Source organism: Candidatus Limnocylindrales bacterium, from assembly GCA_035571835.1.
In the GTDB taxonomy this organism is placed as follows: domain Bacteria; phylum Desulfobacterota; class Binatia; order UBA1149; family CAITLU01; genus DATNBU01.
This window is the reverse complement of sequence record DATNBU010000011.1, coordinates 86,531-105,419: the sequence shown is the minus strand read 5'-3', so window position 1 is coordinate 105,419 and position 18,889 is coordinate 86,531. Positions and strand designations below refer to the sequence as shown.

Genomic DNA, 18,889 nt, shown 5'->3' with positions numbered 1-18,889 from the left:
TTCGGATTTTTACATCGACATCAGGTGAAAACCGTTGTAGTTGGCGATTTGGGCCCGCCGACGCTGAGCCACGGGCCGGATCCGGCGAATCGATCGCGTGATGGCCGTTCGCGCGAAAGAGAAAGCCGGAATCCATAGCTGTCTCACGCCCGCAACAGGGGGAGTCATGATTTTTCCGAGCCCGGTTTGTGGCCGTCGTACCCGTCTGTCCGCGCGTGCGCTGGTGCTCGGCGCATTGCTCTCGCTCGCAGCCGATCGCGGGTTCGCTGCAACCATCACCGTCAATACGACGACCGACGAAAACGGAACCGGCCCAGCATGCTCGCTGCGCGAGGCGATCGCATCCGCGAACAACGACGTCGACACCGGCGGCTGCGTCGGCAGCGGCGCTTATAACGACGATACGATCCTCGTTCCGGCCGGCACGTACTCGACGACCGCACAACTGACCGTCGGCGACACGACGCCCAACAATCTCGTCATCACCGGCGCCGGGGCGGCTGCGACGTTCGTCGAGGGGACGGCGTCGACACGCGTCTTCGAGATCACGAAAGGAAACTTTTCGGTCTCGGGGGTCACCATACGAAACGGTCACGCGGTCGAAGGCGCAGGAATATTCTTCAACTCCGCTACGGGAACGACGCTGACGATCAGCGATTGCGAATTTACCGGCAATCAGGCGACCGGTGCGAAGGCCGGAGGCGCCGTTCGTGTGGCGGTTACCAACGCGGTCACGACCATCAGCGGCAGCCTTTTCACGGGCAATACCAACACAAACGACGGCGGCGCGTTCTCCAGCACGAGCAACGGCGCGGGCGCAACCATCACCAACTCGAGCTTCGTCGCCAACTCTGCCGATGGCAGCGGCGGCGCGATCTTCTGGTCCGGCGATGCGTCGAGCGTGCTGCTCATGAACAACGTGACGATCGCGGGCAATACCGCTGATGCCAATTCCAGCGGCGGCGGCGACGGCGGCGGTCTCGCGCGAGGCGCCGGCACCGTCAACGTCGGCAACACGATCATCGCCAACAACACGGATCTTAGCCCGCTTGCGGCCAACAAGGTGTTCGACTGCTCGACCGCGAGCGCGGCAGCCGTCGTTTCCCAGGGCTACAACCTGATCGGTGTTCGCGACATCGGCGGCTGCACGGGATTTTCGAATACCGGAGATCAGTTCGGAACGGTTGCTGCACCGCTGAATCCGGGACTGTCGGGCGCACTCGCCACCAACGGCGGCACCACTCGAAACCTGCAGCTGACTTCCTCGAGCGTCGCGCTGAACGCCGGCAATCCGGGAACGCCCGATGGCACGCTCGTAAGCACGCTGCGTCGCTGCCAGCCGAACGATCAACGCGGGGAGACGCGGCCTCAGGGCACGGCGTGCGATATCGGCGCGGTCGAAGGCATCTGCGGTGACGGCTCGGTCGGCCTGAGCGAGCAGTGCGAATCGGGCATCTGCTGCAATACCGTGACGTGCCTGTTCCGAACTGTCGCAACGACCTGTCGCGGCTCGGCCGGAATCTGCGATCCGGCGGAATCGTGCACCGGCTCCGCGGCGAGCTGTCCTTCGGATTCGCTGTCCGCCAGCACGCAGGTCTGCCGTTCGTCCGCCGGCGTCTGCGACACGGCCGAGAGCTGCACGGGCGCGGCCGCCGCCTGCCCGGTCGATCTTTTCGTTTCAGCGTCGACGGTCTGCCGCGAATCCGGCGGTGTCTGCGACATCGCCGAGAGTTGCACGGGATCGACCGCGCTGTGTCCGGGCAACGTCTTCGTCGCGTCCGACATCGTCTGTCGCTCGACGGTCGGCGTCTGCGATGCTGTCGAATCCTGCACCGGCTCGAGCGCGCTTTGTCCGGCCGACGGCTTCCTTGCGTCGAGCACGCTGTGCCGGGCGACCACGGGGGTCTGCGACACGGCCGAGCTCTGCACCGGAGCGTCGGCCGGTTGTCCTGCCGATATTTTCCAGCCGTCGAGCACGGTCTGCCGGCAGACGGCCGGCGTATGCGACGCGGCCGAATCGTGCACCGGATCGTCGGGTGCATGTCCGATCGACAATTTCCTCGACTTCCCGACCGTCTGCCGCGACGCCACCGGAGTGTGCGACCTCGAAGAAGACTGCAACGGCGCATCGCCCGATTGTCCGTCGAATGATTTCGCCGCGTCCGATACCGCGTGCCGCACGGCTGCGGGCGTCTGCGACACCGTCGAATTCTGCAGCGGGTCGACGTCCGCATGTCCGGCCGACGTGTTCCGGGCTTCGGATGTCACATGCCGCGGCTCGGCCGGCATCTGTGACACGGTAGAGAGCTGCACGGGAACTTCCGCTGCGTGCCCGGGCAATGCGTTCGTGCCGACGACGACGGTCTGCCGCGCGTCGGCCGGTGTCTGCGACACCGCGGAATCCTGCACCGGAACCGCCGCGGCCTGCCCCACCAACGCGTTCATCGCCACGTCGTCGATCTGCCGCGCCGCTTCCGGTGTCTGCGACACCAGTGAATCGTGCAGCGGAACCGGCGCCGCGTGTCCCGGCGATCTGTTCCTGCCGGCGTCGACGGTGTGCCGCAGCTCGACCGGCGTCTGCGACGTGGCCGAGAGCTGCACCGGCACGACGGCCGCATGCCCGGCCAACGGATTCGTTGCGTCGAGCACGGTCTGCCGGGCTGCTGCCGGAAGCTGCGACAGCGTCGAGTCGTGCACCGGGGGCGGCGCCGCATGTCCTGCGGATTCTTTCCTCGCGTCGGACATCACGTGTCGCGCCGCCGCGGACATCTGTGACGTTGCCGAGGCCTGCACCGGAGCGTCGGCGACATGTCCGGCCAACGATTTCGTGGCCTCGACGGTCACGTGCCGCCCGGCAAGCGGCGTCTGCGATACCAGCGAGGCGTGCACGGGAACCGCCGCGGCATGCCCAACAGACTCGTTCCTGACCACGGCAACCGTGTGCCGGACGTCGAATGGGATCTGCGATGCCGCCGAGACCTGCTCCGGCTCGGCGGCCGCCTGCCCGGCCAATGCGTTCCTCCCATCCAGCACCGCCTGCCGGCCTTCGGCGGGAATCTGCGACAGCGCAGAATCGTGCTCCGGCAACAGCGCAGCCTGCCCGTTCGATTCCTTCTTTCCATCGACGCTGACGTGCCGCGCCTCGGCCGGCGTATGCGATGCGGCGGAAACCTGCACGGGCGCGTCGGCAAGCTGCCCGGCAAACGGATTCGTTGCATCGAATGTCCCGTGCCGGAGCGCAGCCGGCGCCTGCGATACGGCCGAGAGCTGCACCGGAGACGCGATCGCTTGCCCGTCGGATCAGTTCGTCGCGAGCACCACGACGTGCCGCACTTCCGCCGGCGTCTGCGATACGGCGGAGACGTGCACCGGCGGCAGCGCGTCGTGCCCGGCGGACTCGTTCCTCGGTACTGCGACGACATGTCGTTCTTCGGCCGGCGTGTGCGACGTCGCCGAGACCTGCAATGGAGCGGGCCCTTCGTGCCCTGCCAATTCGTTCCTGCCCACGACCACTCCGTGCCGCGCGTCCGCAGGCAGCTGCGACACTGCGGAGTTCTGCTCCGGAGTATCGGGGGCGTGTCCGTTCGATGCGTTCGTGGCGGTCGACACGGTATGCCGAGCCTCCGGCGGCGTCTGCGATTCGGTCGAAGTCTGCAGCGGGACCGCGCCGGCGTGTCCGACGGACCTGTTCGCATCGCCTTCCGTCACGTGCCGAGCATCGAGCGATGCGTGCGACAGTGCGGAGACCTGCAGCGGATCGGCCGCTGCGTGTCCGGCAAATACGTTCGCATCACCGGCCACGATCTGTCGCGGCGCGGCCGGCGTGTGCGATTCGGTCGAGACCTGCACGGGTACGAGTCCCGCGTGTCCGGCCGACTCGGTGCTCTCTACGGCGTCGATCTGCCGCACGTCGAGCGGCGTGTGCGATTCGGCGGAGACGTGCAGCGGACTCAGCGTCAACTGCCCGGTCAACTCGTTCCTTTCGGCCGCGACGACGTGTCGCGGATCCGTCGGCGTATGCGACGCCGCCGAGACATGCTCGGGATCGAGCGCTGTGTGTCCTGCCGATTCGCTGCTGACGAGCACGACCGTCTGCCGTCCGTCGGCAGGTGGATGCGATCCGGGCGAGGTCTGCTCGGGCGCGAGCCCGGATTGCCAGGCCGACGGCCTCGTCCCGTCGGGAACGACGTGCCGCCAGCTGTCGGGACCGTGCGATACGATCGAACAGTGCAACGGGACCAGCCCCGCGTGTCCGGTCGACACGTTCCTGTCGCCGGCTACGACGTGTCGCGCGTCGGCTGGAATCTGTGACGCTGCGGAAAGCTGCTCGGGTACAGCAGCCGCCTGCCCGGTCGATGCATTCGCGTCCGGTGCAATCTGCCGCTCATCAACCGGCATATGCGACGCGACCGAGACGTGCAGTGGAACGAGCGCGTCGTGTCCGTCCGACTCGTTCCTTACCGGAACGACCTGCCGCTCGGCCGCGGGAATCTGTGACGCAGCCGAACTCTGTCCGGGATCGTCGCAGGCGTGTCCGGCCGACACGTTCGTTTCGAACCTGACGTGCCGTGCATCGGCGGGCCCGTGCGACGTTGCGGAGATCTGTTCCGGGCAGTCGGCCGCCTGTCCGGCGGACACGCTGGTTGCGTTCAACACGCTGTGCCGCGCATCGACGGGCATCTGCGACTCGAGCGAAGGGTGCACCGGCACTTCCGCTTCGTGCCCGTCGGATACGTTCGCATCGAGCCAGACGCTGTGCCGCGAATCGACCGGCGTGTGCGATCCCGCCGAAACCTGCACCGGCGCAGCAGCGACATGTCCGGCAAATGCGGTTGCCGGTTCGTCGACGGTCTGTCGAAGCGCGTCCGGCTCGTGCGATGTGGCCGAGAGCTGCACCGGAGCGTCGCCGGCGTGTCCTGCCGACGCGTTCGCTTCGAGTCAGGCGGTCTGCCGCACTGCCGTCGGTGCGTGCGACGCCGCCGAGCTCTGTTCCGGATCGTCGACGGCCTGCCCGGCCGATGCATTCGCCACCAGCCAGACCGTCTGTCGCAGCGCCGCAGGAGCCTGCGACGTTGCAGAGCTGTGCCCGGGTTCGTCCGCAACCTGCCCCGCCGATCTGCTCGCGACGAGCCAGACCGTGTGCCGGGTTTCCACCGGCATCTGCGACACGGCGGAGATCTGCAGCGGGACCTCGATTGCATGCCCGGCCGAAATCAACACGAACGGCCAGAGCTGCGGCACCGCGGCGTTCTGTTCGACCGAGGGCATCTGCAACGGCGGCGTCTGCTCGGGTACTCCGCGCAACTGCGCGGATACCAACGCCTGCACGACCGATGCGTGCGACGAGGTCAACGACACCTGCACGCACACCAACAACACGGCGCCGTGCGACGACGGTCTGTTCTGCACTTCCGCCGACACGTGCAAGGACGGCGCGTGCTCGGGAACGACGCGCGACTGCAGCGATACCAATCCCTGCACCGACGACGGCTGCGACGAGGGTGGCGACATCTGCTCGCACACGGCCAGGCCCGACCAGGCTCCGTGCGACGATTCTGCGTTCTGCACGGTGGGCGAGAAATGCGTCGGCGGCGCCTGCACGGCCGGTACGGCCCGCGACTGCAGCGACACGACGGCCTGCACGAACGATTCGTGCAACGAGGCCACCGATTCGTGCACACACGTCAGCAACTCTTCGCCGTGCGACGACGGCGCATTCTGCGACGGCGCCGACACCTGCAACAACGGGACGTGCAGCCTCCACGCCGGTAACCCCTGCCCCGGTCCGGACGGTGACGGCAACTGCAGCGAGTCGTGCAACGAGGCCCTCGACAACTGCAGCGCGGCCGATTCCGACAGCAGCCCGTGCAACGACGGCGACGAGTGCACGCAGAACGATATCTGCGCGAACGGCACCTGCGCCGGCATCTCGATTCCTTCATGCGGGGTAACGACGACGACGCTGCGGGATGAAATCCTCTGCGGCGACGCCAACGACGACCACAAGCTGAGCGCCGGCGATGCCCTTGCGGCGCTGCGAACCGCGGTTGGAACGGGAACCTGTCCTCTGGTGCGGTGCGACTACAACGGCGACAACAAGGTCAGTGCCGCCGATGCGCTCGCCATCCTGCGCAAGGCAGTCGGCCTGAGCGGCACGCCGCACTGTCCCGCTGCGGCAGCCGCCGACGAATCGGGCGAAGCGTCGACGACGACGACGCTGCCCGAGGCGAACTGAATCGGACACACCGACCGCATCGCCGCTCATCCCGGTGATGCACGTGCGGTGTCATCCATGAGTGCGACGGCAACGGCGCACGTTGATATCGCCGCAAGAAGGTCAGCGACGGTCGATCGTGTCACCTGCAAGACCGGAGCCCCGGTGAAAAAAGGCTGTGAGTCGTTGCGGAAGCGAACCGGCAGGGGCCTGCTCGGACGGCCGCATCCAGGCGTCGAAAACATTGCCCACATCGAAGCTTGTTGATGTAGGCGACGAGCAGCAACCGGTCGTCGCCCGTCGTCCATGAAGCACTGCAGATGACTGGAGGATTTCTCGCAGTCACGGCAGCTGGCAGCCCATTCGCAAGGGCCGCATCCCACGGCGCCTCGGACGAAGGCAGCGTCGACAGGCGCTGCGGCCGCGGTGCGCGACAACCACCATCGTCTGCACCGCCGTTGGAATGGTCGCCAAAAGAAAAGGGCGGGTGCCGCTTTCGCGACACCCGCCCTTTCGGCTTACGACTGCCGGCTTACGCCGGCGAACCGTTTACGGTGCGCAGTCGTCGATCGTGCAGTCGTCGAACCTCGCTTCCTGGCAAGCCTTGGGGCTCGAAGCGGGAGTGTTCTTCGGACAGAAGTTGATCTCCTCGTTGCACATCGCCTGCGCGTGGCAGTTGTTCTCGAACGCCACGCAATCCTGCGCGACTTCGTTGATCAGCGGGCACGCGCCGAAGTCGCCACCGCAGTAGGTGAGCACCTGCTCGTTCGGGCAGGTTCCCGTCGCGCACTTGCCGGTGCCGAGAATGACCTGTCCGCCGTTGTTGAAGCAGTCGAGCTGACCGATGCACTCGCCAACCGTCGGCGGATCGACGACCGGGAGGCCTGCGCAGATGTCGCTGCAGTCCTGGAAGTCGACGTCCATGTACGTGTTGGCCACGTTGTCACAGTCGGTCGCGCCGCTCGCCGCACAGTTGAGGGCCGCAGCCACCAGCTGACGGTAGAGCTGCCTCTGATGGACGCCCTTCGTCTTCATGCAGAGACCCTGCAGGTCCGAGGTCAGTCCGAGTCCGTCGAGGAACGGGCTGTCCTGGTTGCTGGTTGCGCTGATCGTCTGGCCGCAAACCGAGAGCGGTCCGACGATGTCGAGCAGCGTCTGCGCGACGTTGACCGAGCCGTCCTTCTCGTAGCCGCTGTGGGTCGCCCAGTAGCCCGGGCTGCGGCAGATGTCGGCGCAGATCAGGTTGTTGACGCAGCCGCTCGCGGGCACGCAGGTGTCCTCGGTGCAGTCGTCCTGGTCGTCGCAGCTGAGCGGCGATCCACCGGTGCACGTGCCACCACTGCAGATGTCGCCCTCGGTGCACTGATTGTTGTCATTGCACGGGTCGCTGTTGTTCGGGTGGTGGCAGGTTGCATCCACGCCGTTGCACTCGTCGTCCGTGCAGATGTTCGAGTCCGGGGTGCAGCCGGTGCCGTTGCCCTTGAAGCCGTCGCCGGGGCAGGGGCCGGTGGAACCGGTGCACTGCTCAGCCACGTCGCACTCGCCGGCCGAAGCGCGGCAGATCGTGCTGCTCGGGAGGAACGAATCGCCCGGGCATGCGCCGGTCGAACCGGTGCAGAGCTCGGCCGGATCGCAAACGCCGGTCGACGCACGGCAGACCGTGTTGCTCGGCAGGAAGCCGGTCGCCTGACAGGCTGCGCTCGTGCCGGTGCAGACTTCCTGCGGATCACAGACGCCGGCCGATGCGCGGCAGACGATCGTGGTCGGCTGGAACTGGTTGGCCGGGCAGCTCGTCGACGAACCCGTGCAGTTCTCTGCGATGTCACAGAGGTTCACCGCACCACGGCAGAGAGTGCCGGCCGCGGCGAAACAGTTGTCGTCGGTCTCGTTGCAGGACTCGCAGACGCCGCCGCCGGTGCACGGGTTGCCCGGATGCGTGCAGGTGCCGCCCGCGCATACATCTACGCCGTTGCAGAAGAGGCCGTCCGGACACGGGGTGCTGTTGTTGACGGTCTCGCATCCGAAGAAGTCGCCGCCGGCCTCGCCCCTCGGGTGGCACACGATGTCGGTGCAGGGGTTGCCGTCGTCGACGCAGAGGGTCGGATCGTCCGTGCAGTGCGGAGTCGGAAGATCGGTGGGCACGAAGTCGCACTGGCACTTCGACTTGGTGCCGGCCGCGAGATCGTCCGGCCCGTTGCATTCGGTCTGCGCGTTCTGGGCGTAGCCCGCACATACGAAGATATCGAAGAAACCATCGCTGTCCTGATCTTTGCAGGCGACGGTCACGTCGGTGACATGAACCGACAGCGGAGTGCTGCCGGGTACGTCGCCGCACTGATCGCTGTCGATGTCGTAGACTCCAGTTGCCGGAGCGGCGACCACCGTGCACTGGCCGGTAAGGGCCTGGACGCTGTCGGAGGCAATGTAGAAGCCGATGTCGTAGCGGGTCGGCGACGCCGCGTCGACATCGAGGTCTCCGCTGAACGTCAACGTTCCGCCGTTCTGCGTACAGTTGGTGGTGTCACCGGTGACGTTGGTTGCGCCGGCGAGCCCGAGGTCGTTGGCTGTACAGTTGACCGATGTGCCGGCCGCGTCTGCGAGGCACTGCGCAGCAGATGCACTGCTGCTCCAGCCGACCGCAGCAAGAATTGCCGCCACCGCGAGCGAGGTGGTCGAACGAGCGACCCTCGCATGAAGCGTTGAGATGCTTGAGGTTTCCATTTGTGTTTCCTTTGCCTCCAGAAAAGCCGACCGTCTGTCTATGGAGAACCGGCGGACCAGGCCGACTCTTCCCCCGTACCGATGTCGGCCGCCGAACTTCCCTCGACGGCCATTCCTCAAATCGCGGCTTCCAGGTCTACCGCCGCGTCGACGGAATACAGATCACGCACGCGTTTTCGCGCACCTGACGGTCTCTTAAATGCCCCGTGTTCACCAGTAGTACAAGCGAATTCGCCCACATCGGGGAGCGGCAACATGAACTTCGGGGATTGCGGGGCGAAACTGAATCGGAGTTCCGGCACGGGCCGGACGGCCGGCCAAGGACGATCGGCGCTCCCTCATATGGAGGAAAATCAAATACTTACAGCGCTGTCTGTGAGATTCCTCTCCGATCTGCCGGCATCGCGCGGCCCTTACAGAAGCGCAGAAATACGGGTAAGGACTGCCGTATGAAATTCCTTCACACGATGCTCCGCGTCAAAGATCTCGACGAGTCAATCGGGTTTTACTGCGGAAAGCTCGGAATGGAGCTCCGGCGCCGCACGGACTACCCCGGTGGCGAGTTCACCCTGGCGTTCGTCGGCATCCCCGGAGAAAGCGGGCACGAAATCGAGCTGACGTGGAATTGGGACGGCCGCAACTATGAGGTCGGGACCGGATTCGGCCATGTCGCAATCGGTGTCGAGGACATCCACGCGCTCTGCGAGCGTCTGCGGGCCGACGGAGTCCCGATCACCCGCGAGCCAGGGCCGATGAAACACGGCTCGACTGTGATTGCGTTCATCCGCGACCCGACTGGTTATCCGATTGAGCTGATCGAGCGGCCGGACTCCGACTGACTGGGGGGCACCCGTCTGACGGGCCATTGCGCCAGGCCGAAGTTCAATCGAGAGCGCGCAGTCGACGTTCAGTAAAGGAGCGCGGCACCTCGCCCGGCGTCGTAGCGCTCTCTGCCGGCAACGGACAGCGCCACGATGTCGTCGAACGGGCCGCCGGCGTCGATCGCCTCTCGAACGGCGGGATGCCCCGTCAGCAGGTCGATCGCCGGAACGTCGTCGCGGAACTCATACGCCTCGGTCCTCCACCGGAAATCCTCGGGCCAGAGCTTTTTGACCGAGGCCAGCACCGCGAGTCCCGTGCGATACGAATCGAAGCGCGCACGTTCGGTGACATGGATCTGCACGGCGCCGCACGGCTGTCGCGCGTGCTTGTGAAAGGTCGGCTCGATCGAGCACGCGCGAAAGATCGCGCCTTCGATACCGCATCGATCGAGCTCCGCACCCAGGGCGCGGCCGTCGATGAACGGCGCGCCGAACAGCTCGAACGGCCGCGTCGTGCCTCTCCCCTCGGACAGATTCGTGGCTTCGAGCAGACACATTCCGGGATAGACGACCGCGGTATCGACCGTGGGCATGTTCGGCGACGGCATGACCCATGGAAGTCCCGTCTCCTCATAATACTGGGTGCGGTTCCACCCTTCGCACGCGATCACGTCGAGGTCGCATCCGATCGCGAACGTCGTGTTGTAGAGACGCGCGAGCTCGCCGACGGTCATCCCGTGCCGCTGCGGCACCGGATACAGCGCGCAGAAGTTTTCGAGGCCGCTCTGGAGACCGCCGCCTTCGACCTGCGCGCCGCCGATCGGATTGGGCCGGTCGAGCACGACAAACCGTACGCCGGCCTTCGCTGCCGCCTGCATTGCCAGCGCCATGGTTGCCGCATACGTGTAATAGCGCGCGCCCACGTCCTGGATATCGAAGAGCATCACATCGATGCGCTCGAGATCCTTCGCACGCGGCGTCAGCGACTCGAAGGTCTTTCCGTAAAGACTCACCTCCGGCAGATGCGTGACCGGATCGTGGGCGTCGCCGACATGGATCATGTCCTGCGCGGCGCCGCGGATGCCGTGCTCCGGTCCGAAAAGGAGCACGAGGTTCACGTCGGGATGGGAATGGAGAAGGTCGATCGCATGGCGGAACCGGCGATCGACAGTTGTCGGGTTGGCGATCAGCCCGACGCGCGCGCCGCGAACCCAGCGTGTCGGATCGTCGAGAAATCGTTCGAGACCTGTCTGCATGGACCGATCATACCCGGCCGTGTACAACGTTCCGAGCTTTTCGGCGAACTTTTCGGGGTGGAGAATCTCTACGAATGATGGCGCTGCACCACCTCGCATTTCGAACCGCGGACGTCGCAGCGCTGGCGTCGTTCTATCGCGAGATGTTCGGCTTCGAAGTAGTGCGCGACGCGTTGCCGAAGTCGCTCTGGCTCGCCCTCGGCGCGGACGCAGTCCTGATGATCGAAGCGCGCACGGACGCCGAGACGCCCATTGCAGCCGGATCGATGGAGCTGGTCGCGTTCCGCGCCGATGAGCGAACTCTCTCGCACGTCCGTGAGAGAGCCCGCGAACGCGACTGTTACGACGGCGAGACGCCGTTTACAGTTTACGTTCGTGATCCGGACGGCCGGCGCATCGGCGTTTCGAACTACCGGCTGCGCGAAGACTGACGCCGATCAGTGCGCGGCCAGCCCGCGCACGTGCGCGCGCAGGGCCTTGATGACGGCGGGCTTCGCGACGAGGTCCGGATTGGCCGGCATCAGCATGCTGAGCCCGACGGATTGGCCGCCTTCGGCGATGATCTTTTCGATGTGTTCGTCGGATACCGACGCCTGCCAGCTCGCCGAGGAGAAGTCCCTCGGTTTCGGCGTCAGCGCCGCCGCCGCCGCTCCATCGCCTTTGCCGGCTGCACCGTGACACGTCGAACAGCGGCTCTGCCAGATCGTGTCGGCTTCTTTCTGCACGTCGGGAGGAACATCTTCGGCCCGCACCGGCGCGGCGACGAGCACGACCATGCAGCAGGCTACGCCAAACGCATGACGCCAAAGCCGTCGGGCACGAAACAATGTCATCTTCTTCACGTCGATCTTCTCCACGTTGCGATCGGGCTCGAGCTTCGGACTTGCATTCGGCCGGTTACCCAATGTTCCGGCTGCGCCGATCAAGCCGATCATAAGGAAGCAACGCGCAGGCGCGACCGCCGATGCCGCCTGGCACGAGCGGTCGACACGGAACGGGCCTGAAACCATACTCGCGCCATGCGACAGATATGGATCACGAAAGCCGGTGCCCCCGAAGTGCTCGAGGTCAAAGAAGCGCCCGATCCCTCGCCGGGGCCGGACCAGATGCGCATTCGCGTCGAAGCGACCGGCGTAAATTTCGCCGACATCATGGGACGGCTCGGAATCTATCCGGACCTTCCGAAGATGCCTGTCGTCGTGGGCTACGAAGTCGGCGGACGCGTCGACGCCGTCGGAAGCGGCGTCGATTCGTCGTGGGTCGGACGAGACGTCTTCGCAATGACGCGCTTCGGCGGTTACTCGGACGTCGTCTGCGTTCCGGCGAGCCAGGTCTTCACTCGTCCGGCGGGGATGACGGCCGAAGACGGCGCTGCGCTGCCGGTCAACTATTTCACCGCCTGGCAGCTCATCGTGGTGATGGGCGGCCTGCGCGCAGGCGAAACCGTGCTCGTGCATTCGGTCGGCGGCGGAGTCGGCATTGCCGCGACGCAGATTGCCAAGCATCTCGGCGCAACCGTGATCGGCACGGCGTCGCGCGGCAAGCACGATTTCCTGCGCGGCATCGGCGTCGATGCGCTGATCGACTACCGCACCGAGGATTTCGAGAAGCGCACGATGGAGATTACCGGCGGACAGGGAGTCGAGCTGATCCTCGATGCAGTCGGCGGCGACTCGTTCAAGAAAGGCTTTCGCATTCTCGCTCCGACCGGACGCCTCGGAATGTTCGGAATGTCGTCGGCGGCGGTCGGCAAGGAGCGCAGCATCGTCGCCGCGCTCAAGACCGTGGCGTCGATGCCGTGGCTGCAGTTCAACCCGCCGGCCCTGCTCAATGCGAACAAGGGAGTGTTCGGCGTCAATCTCGGACATCTCTGGGGCGAGATCCCTCGCATCCGCATCTGGGCCGAAGATCTCCTGGAGTTGTGGAAAGCCGGCGTCATTCGCCCGCACGTCGACAAGGTGTTTCCGTTTGCCGAAGCGGCAGCGGCCCATCACTACGTGCAGGACAGGAAAAACATCGGAAAGGTCCTGCTTCGGCCGTAGGTCTGCTGCATCAGACGAACGGAGCGGCGGCTTCGCCGGCGCCGGCCGGCCCGCGACTCTCGGCAATCAGTTTCTCGTAGAGCTCGATGTAGGCGCGGGCCGTATTCGCGAGCGTGAAACGGTCGAGACTCTCCTGCATCACGCGCTGAAGCACAGCCCTGCGCACCTCTTCCGGCTCGCGATAGAAATGAACCGCCTCGGTGATCGCGCCAGCCAGGCCGCTCGCCGTGTGGGGCTTGAACACGAAACCGTTGCCGGCCTCGCGCGATGCATCGAGCGGCATCACCGTATCCTTGAGGCCGCCCGTCGCGCGCGCGACCGCGAGCGTGCCGAAGCGAGGGCCCATCATCTGCGGCAGGCCGCACGGCTCGTACAGCGAAGGCATCAGCACGAAGTCGGATCCTGCGAGCGCGCGCATGCTGAGGTCCTCGCGAAACGGACGATGCGCGATGCGTCCGTCGCTGGTCGCGGCAAGCTTGCGGAAAACGGCTTCGACGGCGCGGTCTCCGCTCGCCACCAGCGCGATCTGCAGTCCGTGGCGCCGCACGGCAGCCGATGCGATCGCAGCCAGAAGCTCGGGGCCTTTCTGCGCGTAAAGCCTGCTCGGCCAGAAAAACAGCGGAGCGTCGGGCTCGACGCGCAGGCCCATCTCTTTCTGGAACAACTCCTTGTTGGTGCGCTTGCCCTCGATGACGTCGTGGACGTCGTACGTGGACACGTGCGGATTGATGCGCGGGTCGTCGGAGTCGGCCGGCGCATTGAGGATGCCGAGCGTGCGGCCGGCAGCGTGCTTCTCGCGCATCGCGTGCGCCACGCCCGGCGGTACGATCTCGTCGAACTGTCCGGAGATCATCTCCTCGAGAAAGGTCGGACTCACGGTATTGACGACATCCGCGGCGTGAATTCCGGTGGCGGTGAAATCGACGCCGTTCTGCCTCCAGTTCTCGGCCGTGTCGATCGGATAGTCTTTGAAATAGAGGAACTCGTAGATGCGCCGGATGTCGATGCCGCTGCGGTCAATGTCGGCAGGGGGCGCGTGCTCGGTGAACACGTTGTGCAGCGTGAAGACGCTCTTGATTCCGGCCGCACGCGCCGCCGCCGGAACCAGCCCTGTCATCCAGTCGTTGCAGTGCACGAGGTCCGGCTCCAGACGCGGCATCAGGTCGTTGATGATGTAGCGCTGAAAAGCCTCCGCGCGACGGATTCGCGGGTTGGCCTCCTGCTCGCCGTAGACATCGGTCAGCGACGAGAACGCACTGTCGGTGACCAGATGCACGCCCTGGCGCCCGAGCACGCGTCCCATCGCATCGATCTCGCGATACGTGATGCGTGCGAGGTCGCGGATCCTGGCATCGTAGCGCGGCAGCACCACGTGCAGCTCGAAGCGGCCGTCGGTGTGAAGATACTGAATCAGCCCCGCAGAGATATCGCCGAGGCCGCCGCCCTTTGCGCGGATGTTCTGCGCAGCGTTGCCCATGCCCTCCGGAAGCTCCGTGATCTCCGGAGTACAGATGAGAATACGCGGCTTGCGGTCGCCGGTTGTCGTGGTGTCCATCGCTGAGGTGCCAACCGTCGGGAAAACCTGCCGCCGGCTGGGGTCGTTATCACGAGGGAGCGGTTTCGTGGAACTTGATCGACGGCTTTCTGAGGACTAGGGTCACATCATGCAACATATGAATGCGCTCACCTCTTCGATTCTCTCGCTGACTGTCTCGACCTTTGGCACCCTCATCGTGGTCGGCGTGTCGAATGCGCAGCCTCCGGCAGCCGCAACTGCGTCAGGCCCGGTCAAGATCACGATGAATCTCGTCGACGCCAAGGGCGAGGCCAAACCCGTCGGCACCGTGACGGCATCCGATACCGGCTACGGACTGATGCTCAAGCCTGCCCTGAACGGGTTGCCGCCAGGGCTGCACGGCTTTCACGTGCACGAAAATCCGTCGTGCGATCCGGCCGAAAAGGACGGTCAGATGACGGCCGCGCAAGCGGCCGGCGGCCATTACGATCCGGCCAAGACCGGACGCCACGAGGGACCGTACGGAACAGGTCATCTCGGTGACCTTCCTGCCCTGTACGTCGACCCCGACGGCAAGGCCGAGTACCCCGTACTTGCGCCGCGCCTCAAGGTTGCGGACCTGCTCGGACATTCGCTGATGATTCATGCCGGCGGCGACAACCATTCCGACCATCCGGCTCCGCTCGGCGGCGGCGGCATGCGCGTCGCGTGCGGGATCGCTCCGGCATCTGCCGCGCCGTAACTCGGCAGCGTCGCGGTCGCGGCGATCGGCTTGCCCCTGTCGGGCGGCCCCGCCAAGTTGCCGCGATGCAAACGCAGTCGTCCGCGCCACCAGTTCGCACTCGCGTCTCCGAGCTTCTCGGCGTCCGCTATCCGATCGTGCAGGCCCCGATGGGCTGGATCGCACGCGCACAACTCGCCTCTGCGGTCTCCAACGCCGGCGGGCTCGGAATCATCGAAACGTCTTCGGGTGAGCTCGATGCCGTGCGCGGCGAGATCCTCAAGATGCGCGAGCTGACCGACAAGCCGTTCGGCGTGAACATTGCGCAGCTGTTCGTGCGCGACCCCTCTATTGCGGACTTCGTCGTCGCGCAGGGCGTTCGATTCGTGACGACGTCGGCCGGCGATCCGACCCAGTACACCAGCAAGCTGAAAGACGCCGGCCTCGTCGTCTTTCACGTCGTGCCTACGCTGAAGACCGCGCTCAAGGCGGTTGCTGCAGGCGTCGACGGGCTTGTCGTCGAAGGCGGAGAAGGCGGCGGATTCAAGAATCCGCGCGACGTCGCATCGATGGTGCTGCTGCCGCTCGTCTGCTCGAAAGTGGATGTGCCCGTGATCGCGGCCGGTGGAATCTGCGATGGCCGGTCGATGGCCGCAGCCTTCGCGCTCGGCGCCGAAGGCGTGCAGATGGGAACGCGCATGGTCTCGGCGGCCGAGTCGCCGGTGCATGCCAACTACAAGGCCGCCATCACCGGTGCAGCCGAAACCGACACCGTATTTCTCAACCGTCACAGCCGGCCCGGTCTTCGCGCGATCCGCACGACACGCACCGAAGCGCTCGAGCGCCAGGACCACGTGCCGATGACGGAGTTCGGCCGGATTCTCGACCTGTATTTCGGTGGCGACATGGAGGCGGCGATCGGGCTGGGTGGCCAGGTTGCCGGACGCATCGACCGTGTCGAGCCGGTGGCCGAGATCCTCGAGCGCACGGTTCGCGAGTTTCACGCCACCATCGACGAGCTTGCCGACCGCTTCGCCACCGCACGCGATCGCGCCCGCGCACTCGGATGACCATCTGAAACGATGAAATCGGGGACAGACACCGATTTCCGGAAATCGGTGTCTGTCCCCGATTTCATCAGCGACCGCGGCGACGCACGAGCGGAACGCCGACGAGCAGCAGCACGACGACAAGACCGGTCGGACCGACCCAGTCGCCGAGCGCGACCACGAGGGTTCGCGCGGGCTTTTGCGGCACCACGTCGGCAACCAGCGTGCTGCGCTCACCGACGCCGGCGCTCGACGTGATCTCGCCGGTCGGATCGATGACGGCCGTGATGCCGTTGTTGGTCACGCGAATCTGCGGAAGGCGCGTCTCGATGCTTCGGAACGCCGCGACCACCAGATGCAGCCACGCACCTTCGGCGTGCTCGGTGAACCACGAATCGTTCGACATCGTCACGATCATCTCGGCGCCGCGCCGCGCGCCCTCGACGGCGAGGCCGACGTCGACGTCGTCGAGACAGATCATCGGCAGCACCGGCACCGTACGACCGCCGCGCAGGCGCAGCGGAAGCACTTTGGCGCCGGGGCCTGGCTTCCACGTGCCGGCCCATGGCATCCACTGCCGCGCGCGCGGGCCGTCTAGCCATGCCGGCACGTATTCGGTCAGGAAGAAGAGCCGGGTCTTGCGGTAAACCGAAAACTTCGCGGGAGCACCGACGGCACCCGGCTCGAGGAAGACCGCCGAGTTGTACTCGCCGTCTTCGTCGCGGTCGTACGAGCCGAACACCAGCGGAACGCCCAGCCGCGCAACGAAGTCCTCTATCTCCTGGTCGAGCTCGCCGCCGGTTTCGTTCTTCGGCTTGCCGAACGTGGTCGGAAATACGGTCTCCGACCAGACGAGCGCATCGACGTGGTTCTTGTCTACCGCCTCACGCGACATCGCGAAGTGCGTATCGAGCACGTGGCGCACGGCTTCGTACGCTCCCATTTCGCGCTTCAATCGGTCGTAAGCAGAAATGTTCGACTGCACGAGGCCGACGCGCACCGGAGGAATGCCCTGCGATGCGGCAAGCGCGTGGAGCCGCCATGTCCCGTATCCGGCCATGGCCGCGATGATCAGTGCCGCGCACGACACGGCGGCGAGCGACGCGCGCGGATCGCGCCGCACGGCTGCGGACAATGCCTCGCACAGCGCTTCATTGATGAGCACGATCAGGAACGTGATTCCCGCGATGCCGCCGAGATCGGCGGTCTGCCGCAGCACCGGAGAAGGATAGAAGCCGTGCGCGAGCGAATCCGCGAGCAGCTTCGGGAACATCCATTCGGCCGCGACCCACGCCGACGCACCCGCAATCGCGGCCAGAAGAGGTCCGTGAAAACGGCGTGCCGCGTGACGCACGATCGCAAACACAAGGAACTGCGGCTGCAGCAGCGGCGCCGCAAGCGCGAGCACGACGATCCCGGCGAAGGCCGCTCCGGCCGAATACACGGCAATCGCGAGCCCGAACCATGCGAAAATCGCGAGCACGAACGCGAGACACATGAAGTAGCCGGACGCCGCCGCACCCGCGAGCGTGCGCGTACGAGAAAGAACCAGCAGCCACGGCACGAGGCCGAAAAAATCGAGCAGGTATGTGTTGCCGCGGATCGGCGAGCACAGCGCGAGGACGATCGTCGCCGCGGCGATGCCGGCGAACGTCTGGATTGCGGACGAAAGACGCGGGGATTCGATCAGCGGCCGGTATCCCCTGGTTCTCTTTCTCGCGGCTTGGGAATCTCGATCGGACGAATCGGAAAACCGGGCGGCGCCTTGTCGGCCGGCACTACGCGATCCTCGGGGATCGGAACGGGGTTGCCGTTCTCGTCGAAGAACTCGTAGTCGGGTGAGTACATCAGGATCGGCTCGATGTCCTGACCGTCGTCGGTGGTCTGATAATGACGCACGTAGCCTTCGGGCAGGACGTAATCCTCGGGAACGGCAAGGCCGTCGAGAGGCGGGCTCGTTCCCGGCGGATTGAACGCCCCGATTCCTTCGTAGATGCCGGCGTCGTGCAACGCCTGGATGTATTCGGCCGCGGTCACGTCGCGCGGGATTCCGACGAGCTCGGGCTGCTGGCCGGGTTCGTCGTCGGCATTCTGAGAGGAATGACTCGGAGCGCGCCGCGGCGTGAGCCTTCTTGGCGTGGGAGTCGCAGGCTGAGCCTGCGGCGTGCCGGGCACTGCCGCGGCAACGTTCTCCGGAGTCGCGGCCGCGGTTCCAGCAGCGGAAGCAGCGACCGGGTGATTCGCGGACTCTGCTCCGATCGTCGGACGGGGTTCGGGCCTCTTCGGAGTGTTGTCGGGGCCGGCCTGAGAAACCTGTCGTGGCATCAGCACGTAACCTGCGCACGCGGCGGCGAGAAACAGCGCAACTCCCTGCATTATCCTCTGCTGGCGGCGGCCCGCGGGGTCGCGCGCGACCACACGCACGCCATCCGGATCCGATGCGTCGGAGGAAGTGCTGCGTGGCTCGAGCTCAATCATCGCGTTGCAACTTATTTTGCGTCACCGCCTCCCGCAACCCGGGGACGACGAGCGGCGTGCCGCGAGGCGAT

The 18,889-nt window shown here is 65.8% G+C and carries 12 protein-coding genes; 6 read left to right on the top strand and 6 right to left on the bottom strand.

What is annotated here, in order from left to right:
* The first annotated feature begins 166 nt into the window (after nucleotides 1-166).
* Entirely contained in the window at nucleotides 167-6,235 is a 6,069-nt protein-coding gene (locus tag VN634_04420; protein HXC50105.1) for a choice-of-anchor Q domain-containing protein, read from the top strand.
* A 528-nt stretch (nucleotides 6,236-6,763) separates the two neighbouring features.
* On the opposite strand, the gene VN634_04415 is transcribed toward VN634_04420, so the two are convergent.
* Nucleotides 6,764-8,935 (bottom strand): hypothetical protein, encoded by a 2,172-nt coding sequence (locus VN634_04415; GenBank protein HXC50104.1) that lies wholly within the window; start codon nucleotides 8,933-8,935, stop codon nucleotides 6,764-6,766.
* A 449-nt stretch (nucleotides 8,936-9,384) separates the two neighbouring features.
* Here VN634_04415 and gloA point away from each other — a divergent pair, with 449 nt between their 5' ends.
* The gene (gene gloA / locus VN634_04410) at nucleotides 9,385-9,774 is read left to right on the top strand and encodes a lactoylglutathione lyase (GenBank protein ID HXC50103.1); all 390 of its coding nucleotides are present in this window, start codon (nucleotides 9,385-9,387) and stop codon (nucleotides 9,772-9,774) included.
* A gap of 68 nt (nucleotides 9,775-9,842) precedes the next feature.
* On the opposite strand, the gene VN634_04405 is transcribed toward gloA, so the two are convergent.
* On the bottom strand, nucleotides 9,843-11,012 hold the full coding sequence (locus tag VN634_04405; protein ID HXC50102.1) for a DUF1343 domain-containing protein: 1,170 nt from the start codon (nucleotides 11,010-11,012) through the stop codon (nucleotides 9,843-9,845).
* Between the two features lie 74 nt (nucleotides 11,013-11,086).
* Between VN634_04405 and VN634_04400 the strand changes: the two genes are divergently transcribed.
* Nucleotides 11,087-11,443: a VOC family protein gene (locus tag VN634_04400; GenBank protein HXC50101.1), complete on the top strand. Its 357-nt coding sequence runs from the start codon at nucleotides 11,087-11,089 to the stop codon at nucleotides 11,441-11,443.
* A gap of 6 nt (nucleotides 11,444-11,449) precedes the next feature.
* Here VN634_04400 and VN634_04395 read toward each other — a convergent pair whose 3' ends face one another.
* On the bottom strand, nucleotides 11,450-11,947 hold the full coding sequence (locus VN634_04395; GenBank protein HXC50100.1) for a c-type cytochrome: 498 nt from the start codon (nucleotides 11,945-11,947) through the stop codon (nucleotides 11,450-11,452).
* Between the two features lie 84 nt (nucleotides 11,948-12,031).
* Here VN634_04395 and VN634_04390 point away from each other — a divergent pair, with 84 nt between their 5' ends.
* On the top strand, nucleotides 12,032-13,054 hold the full coding sequence (locus tag VN634_04390; protein HXC50099.1) for a medium chain dehydrogenase/reductase family protein: 1,023 nt from the start codon (nucleotides 12,032-12,034) through the stop codon (nucleotides 13,052-13,054).
* Nucleotides 13,055-13,064: 10 nt separating this feature from the next.
* Here the strand turns inward: VN634_04390 and VN634_04385 are convergent, their stop codons facing one another.
* Nucleotides 13,065-14,609 (bottom strand): glycogen/starch synthase, encoded by a 1,545-nt coding sequence (locus VN634_04385; GenBank protein ID HXC50098.1) that lies wholly within the window; start codon nucleotides 14,607-14,609, stop codon nucleotides 13,065-13,067.
* Between the two features lie 109 nt (nucleotides 14,610-14,718).
* On the opposite strand from VN634_04385, the gene sodC reads away from it, so the two are divergent.
* Both sodC and VN634_04375 read left to right on the top strand, forming a co-directional pair.
* Nucleotides 14,719-15,312, top strand: a complete 594-nt coding sequence (gene sodC, locus VN634_04380; GenBank protein HXC50097.1) for a superoxide dismutase [Cu-Zn] SodC — start codon at nucleotides 14,719-14,721, stop codon at nucleotides 15,310-15,312.
* A gap of 65 nt (nucleotides 15,313-15,377) precedes the next feature.
* Nucleotides 15,378-16,361: a nitronate monooxygenase gene (locus VN634_04375; protein ID HXC50096.1), complete on the top strand. Its 984-nt coding sequence runs from the start codon at nucleotides 15,378-15,380 to the stop codon at nucleotides 16,359-16,361.
* A gap of 67 nt (nucleotides 16,362-16,428) precedes the next feature.
* Here the strand turns inward: VN634_04375 and lnt are convergent, their stop codons facing one another.
* Both lnt and VN634_04365 read right to left on the bottom strand, forming a co-directional pair.
* The gene (gene lnt, locus VN634_04370; GenBank protein HXC50095.1) at nucleotides 16,429-17,925 is read right to left on the bottom strand and encodes an apolipoprotein N-acyltransferase; all 1,497 of its coding nucleotides are present in this window, start codon (nucleotides 17,923-17,925) and stop codon (nucleotides 16,429-16,431) included.
* A gap of 101 nt (nucleotides 17,926-18,026) precedes the next feature.
* On the bottom strand, nucleotides 18,027-18,818 hold the full coding sequence (locus tag VN634_04365) for a hypothetical protein (GenBank protein HXC50094.1): 792 nt from the start codon (nucleotides 18,816-18,818) through the stop codon (nucleotides 18,027-18,029).
* Between the last annotated feature and the right edge of the window lie 71 nt (nucleotides 18,819-18,889).

Bases quoted from the DNA above. Each gene is read 5' to 3' on its own strand.
- VN634_04405 (HXC50102.1), bottom strand. From the start codon at position 11,012: ATGCAGACAGGTCTCGAACGATTTCTCGACGATCCGACACGCTGGGTT.
- VN634_04385 (HXC50098.1), bottom strand. From the start codon at position 14,609: ATGGACACCACGACAACCGGCGACCGCAAGCCGCGTATTCTCATCTGT.
- VN634_04400 (HXC50101.1), top strand. From the start codon at position 11,087: ATGATGGCGCTGCACCACCTCGCATTTCGAACCGCGGACGTCGCAGCG.
- VN634_04420 (HXC50105.1), top strand. From the start codon at position 167: ATGATTTTTCCGAGCCCGGTTTGTGGCCGTCGTACCCGTCTGTCCGCG.
- VN634_04365 (HXC50094.1), bottom strand. From the start codon at position 18,818: ATGATTGAGCTCGAGCCACGCAGCACTTCCTCCGACGCATCGGATCCG.
- VN634_04390 (HXC50099.1), top strand. From the start codon at position 12,032: ATGCGACAGATATGGATCACGAAAGCCGGTGCCCCCGAAGTGCTCGAG.
- gloA (HXC50103.1), top strand. From the start codon at position 9,385: ATGAAATTCCTTCACACGATGCTCCGCGTCAAAGATCTCGACGAGTCA.
- sodC (HXC50097.1), top strand. From the start codon at position 14,719: ATGCAACATATGAATGCGCTCACCTCTTCGATTCTCTCGCTGACTGTC.
- VN634_04395 (HXC50100.1), bottom strand. From the start codon at position 11,947: ATGATCGGCTTGATCGGCGCAGCCGGAACATTGGGTAACCGGCCGAAT.
- VN634_04375 (HXC50096.1), top strand. From the start codon at position 15,378: ATGCAAACGCAGTCGTCCGCGCCACCAGTTCGCACTCGCGTCTCCGAG.
- VN634_04415 (HXC50104.1), bottom strand. From the start codon at position 8,935: ATGGAAACCTCAAGCATCTCAACGCTTCATGCGAGGGTCGCTCGTTCG.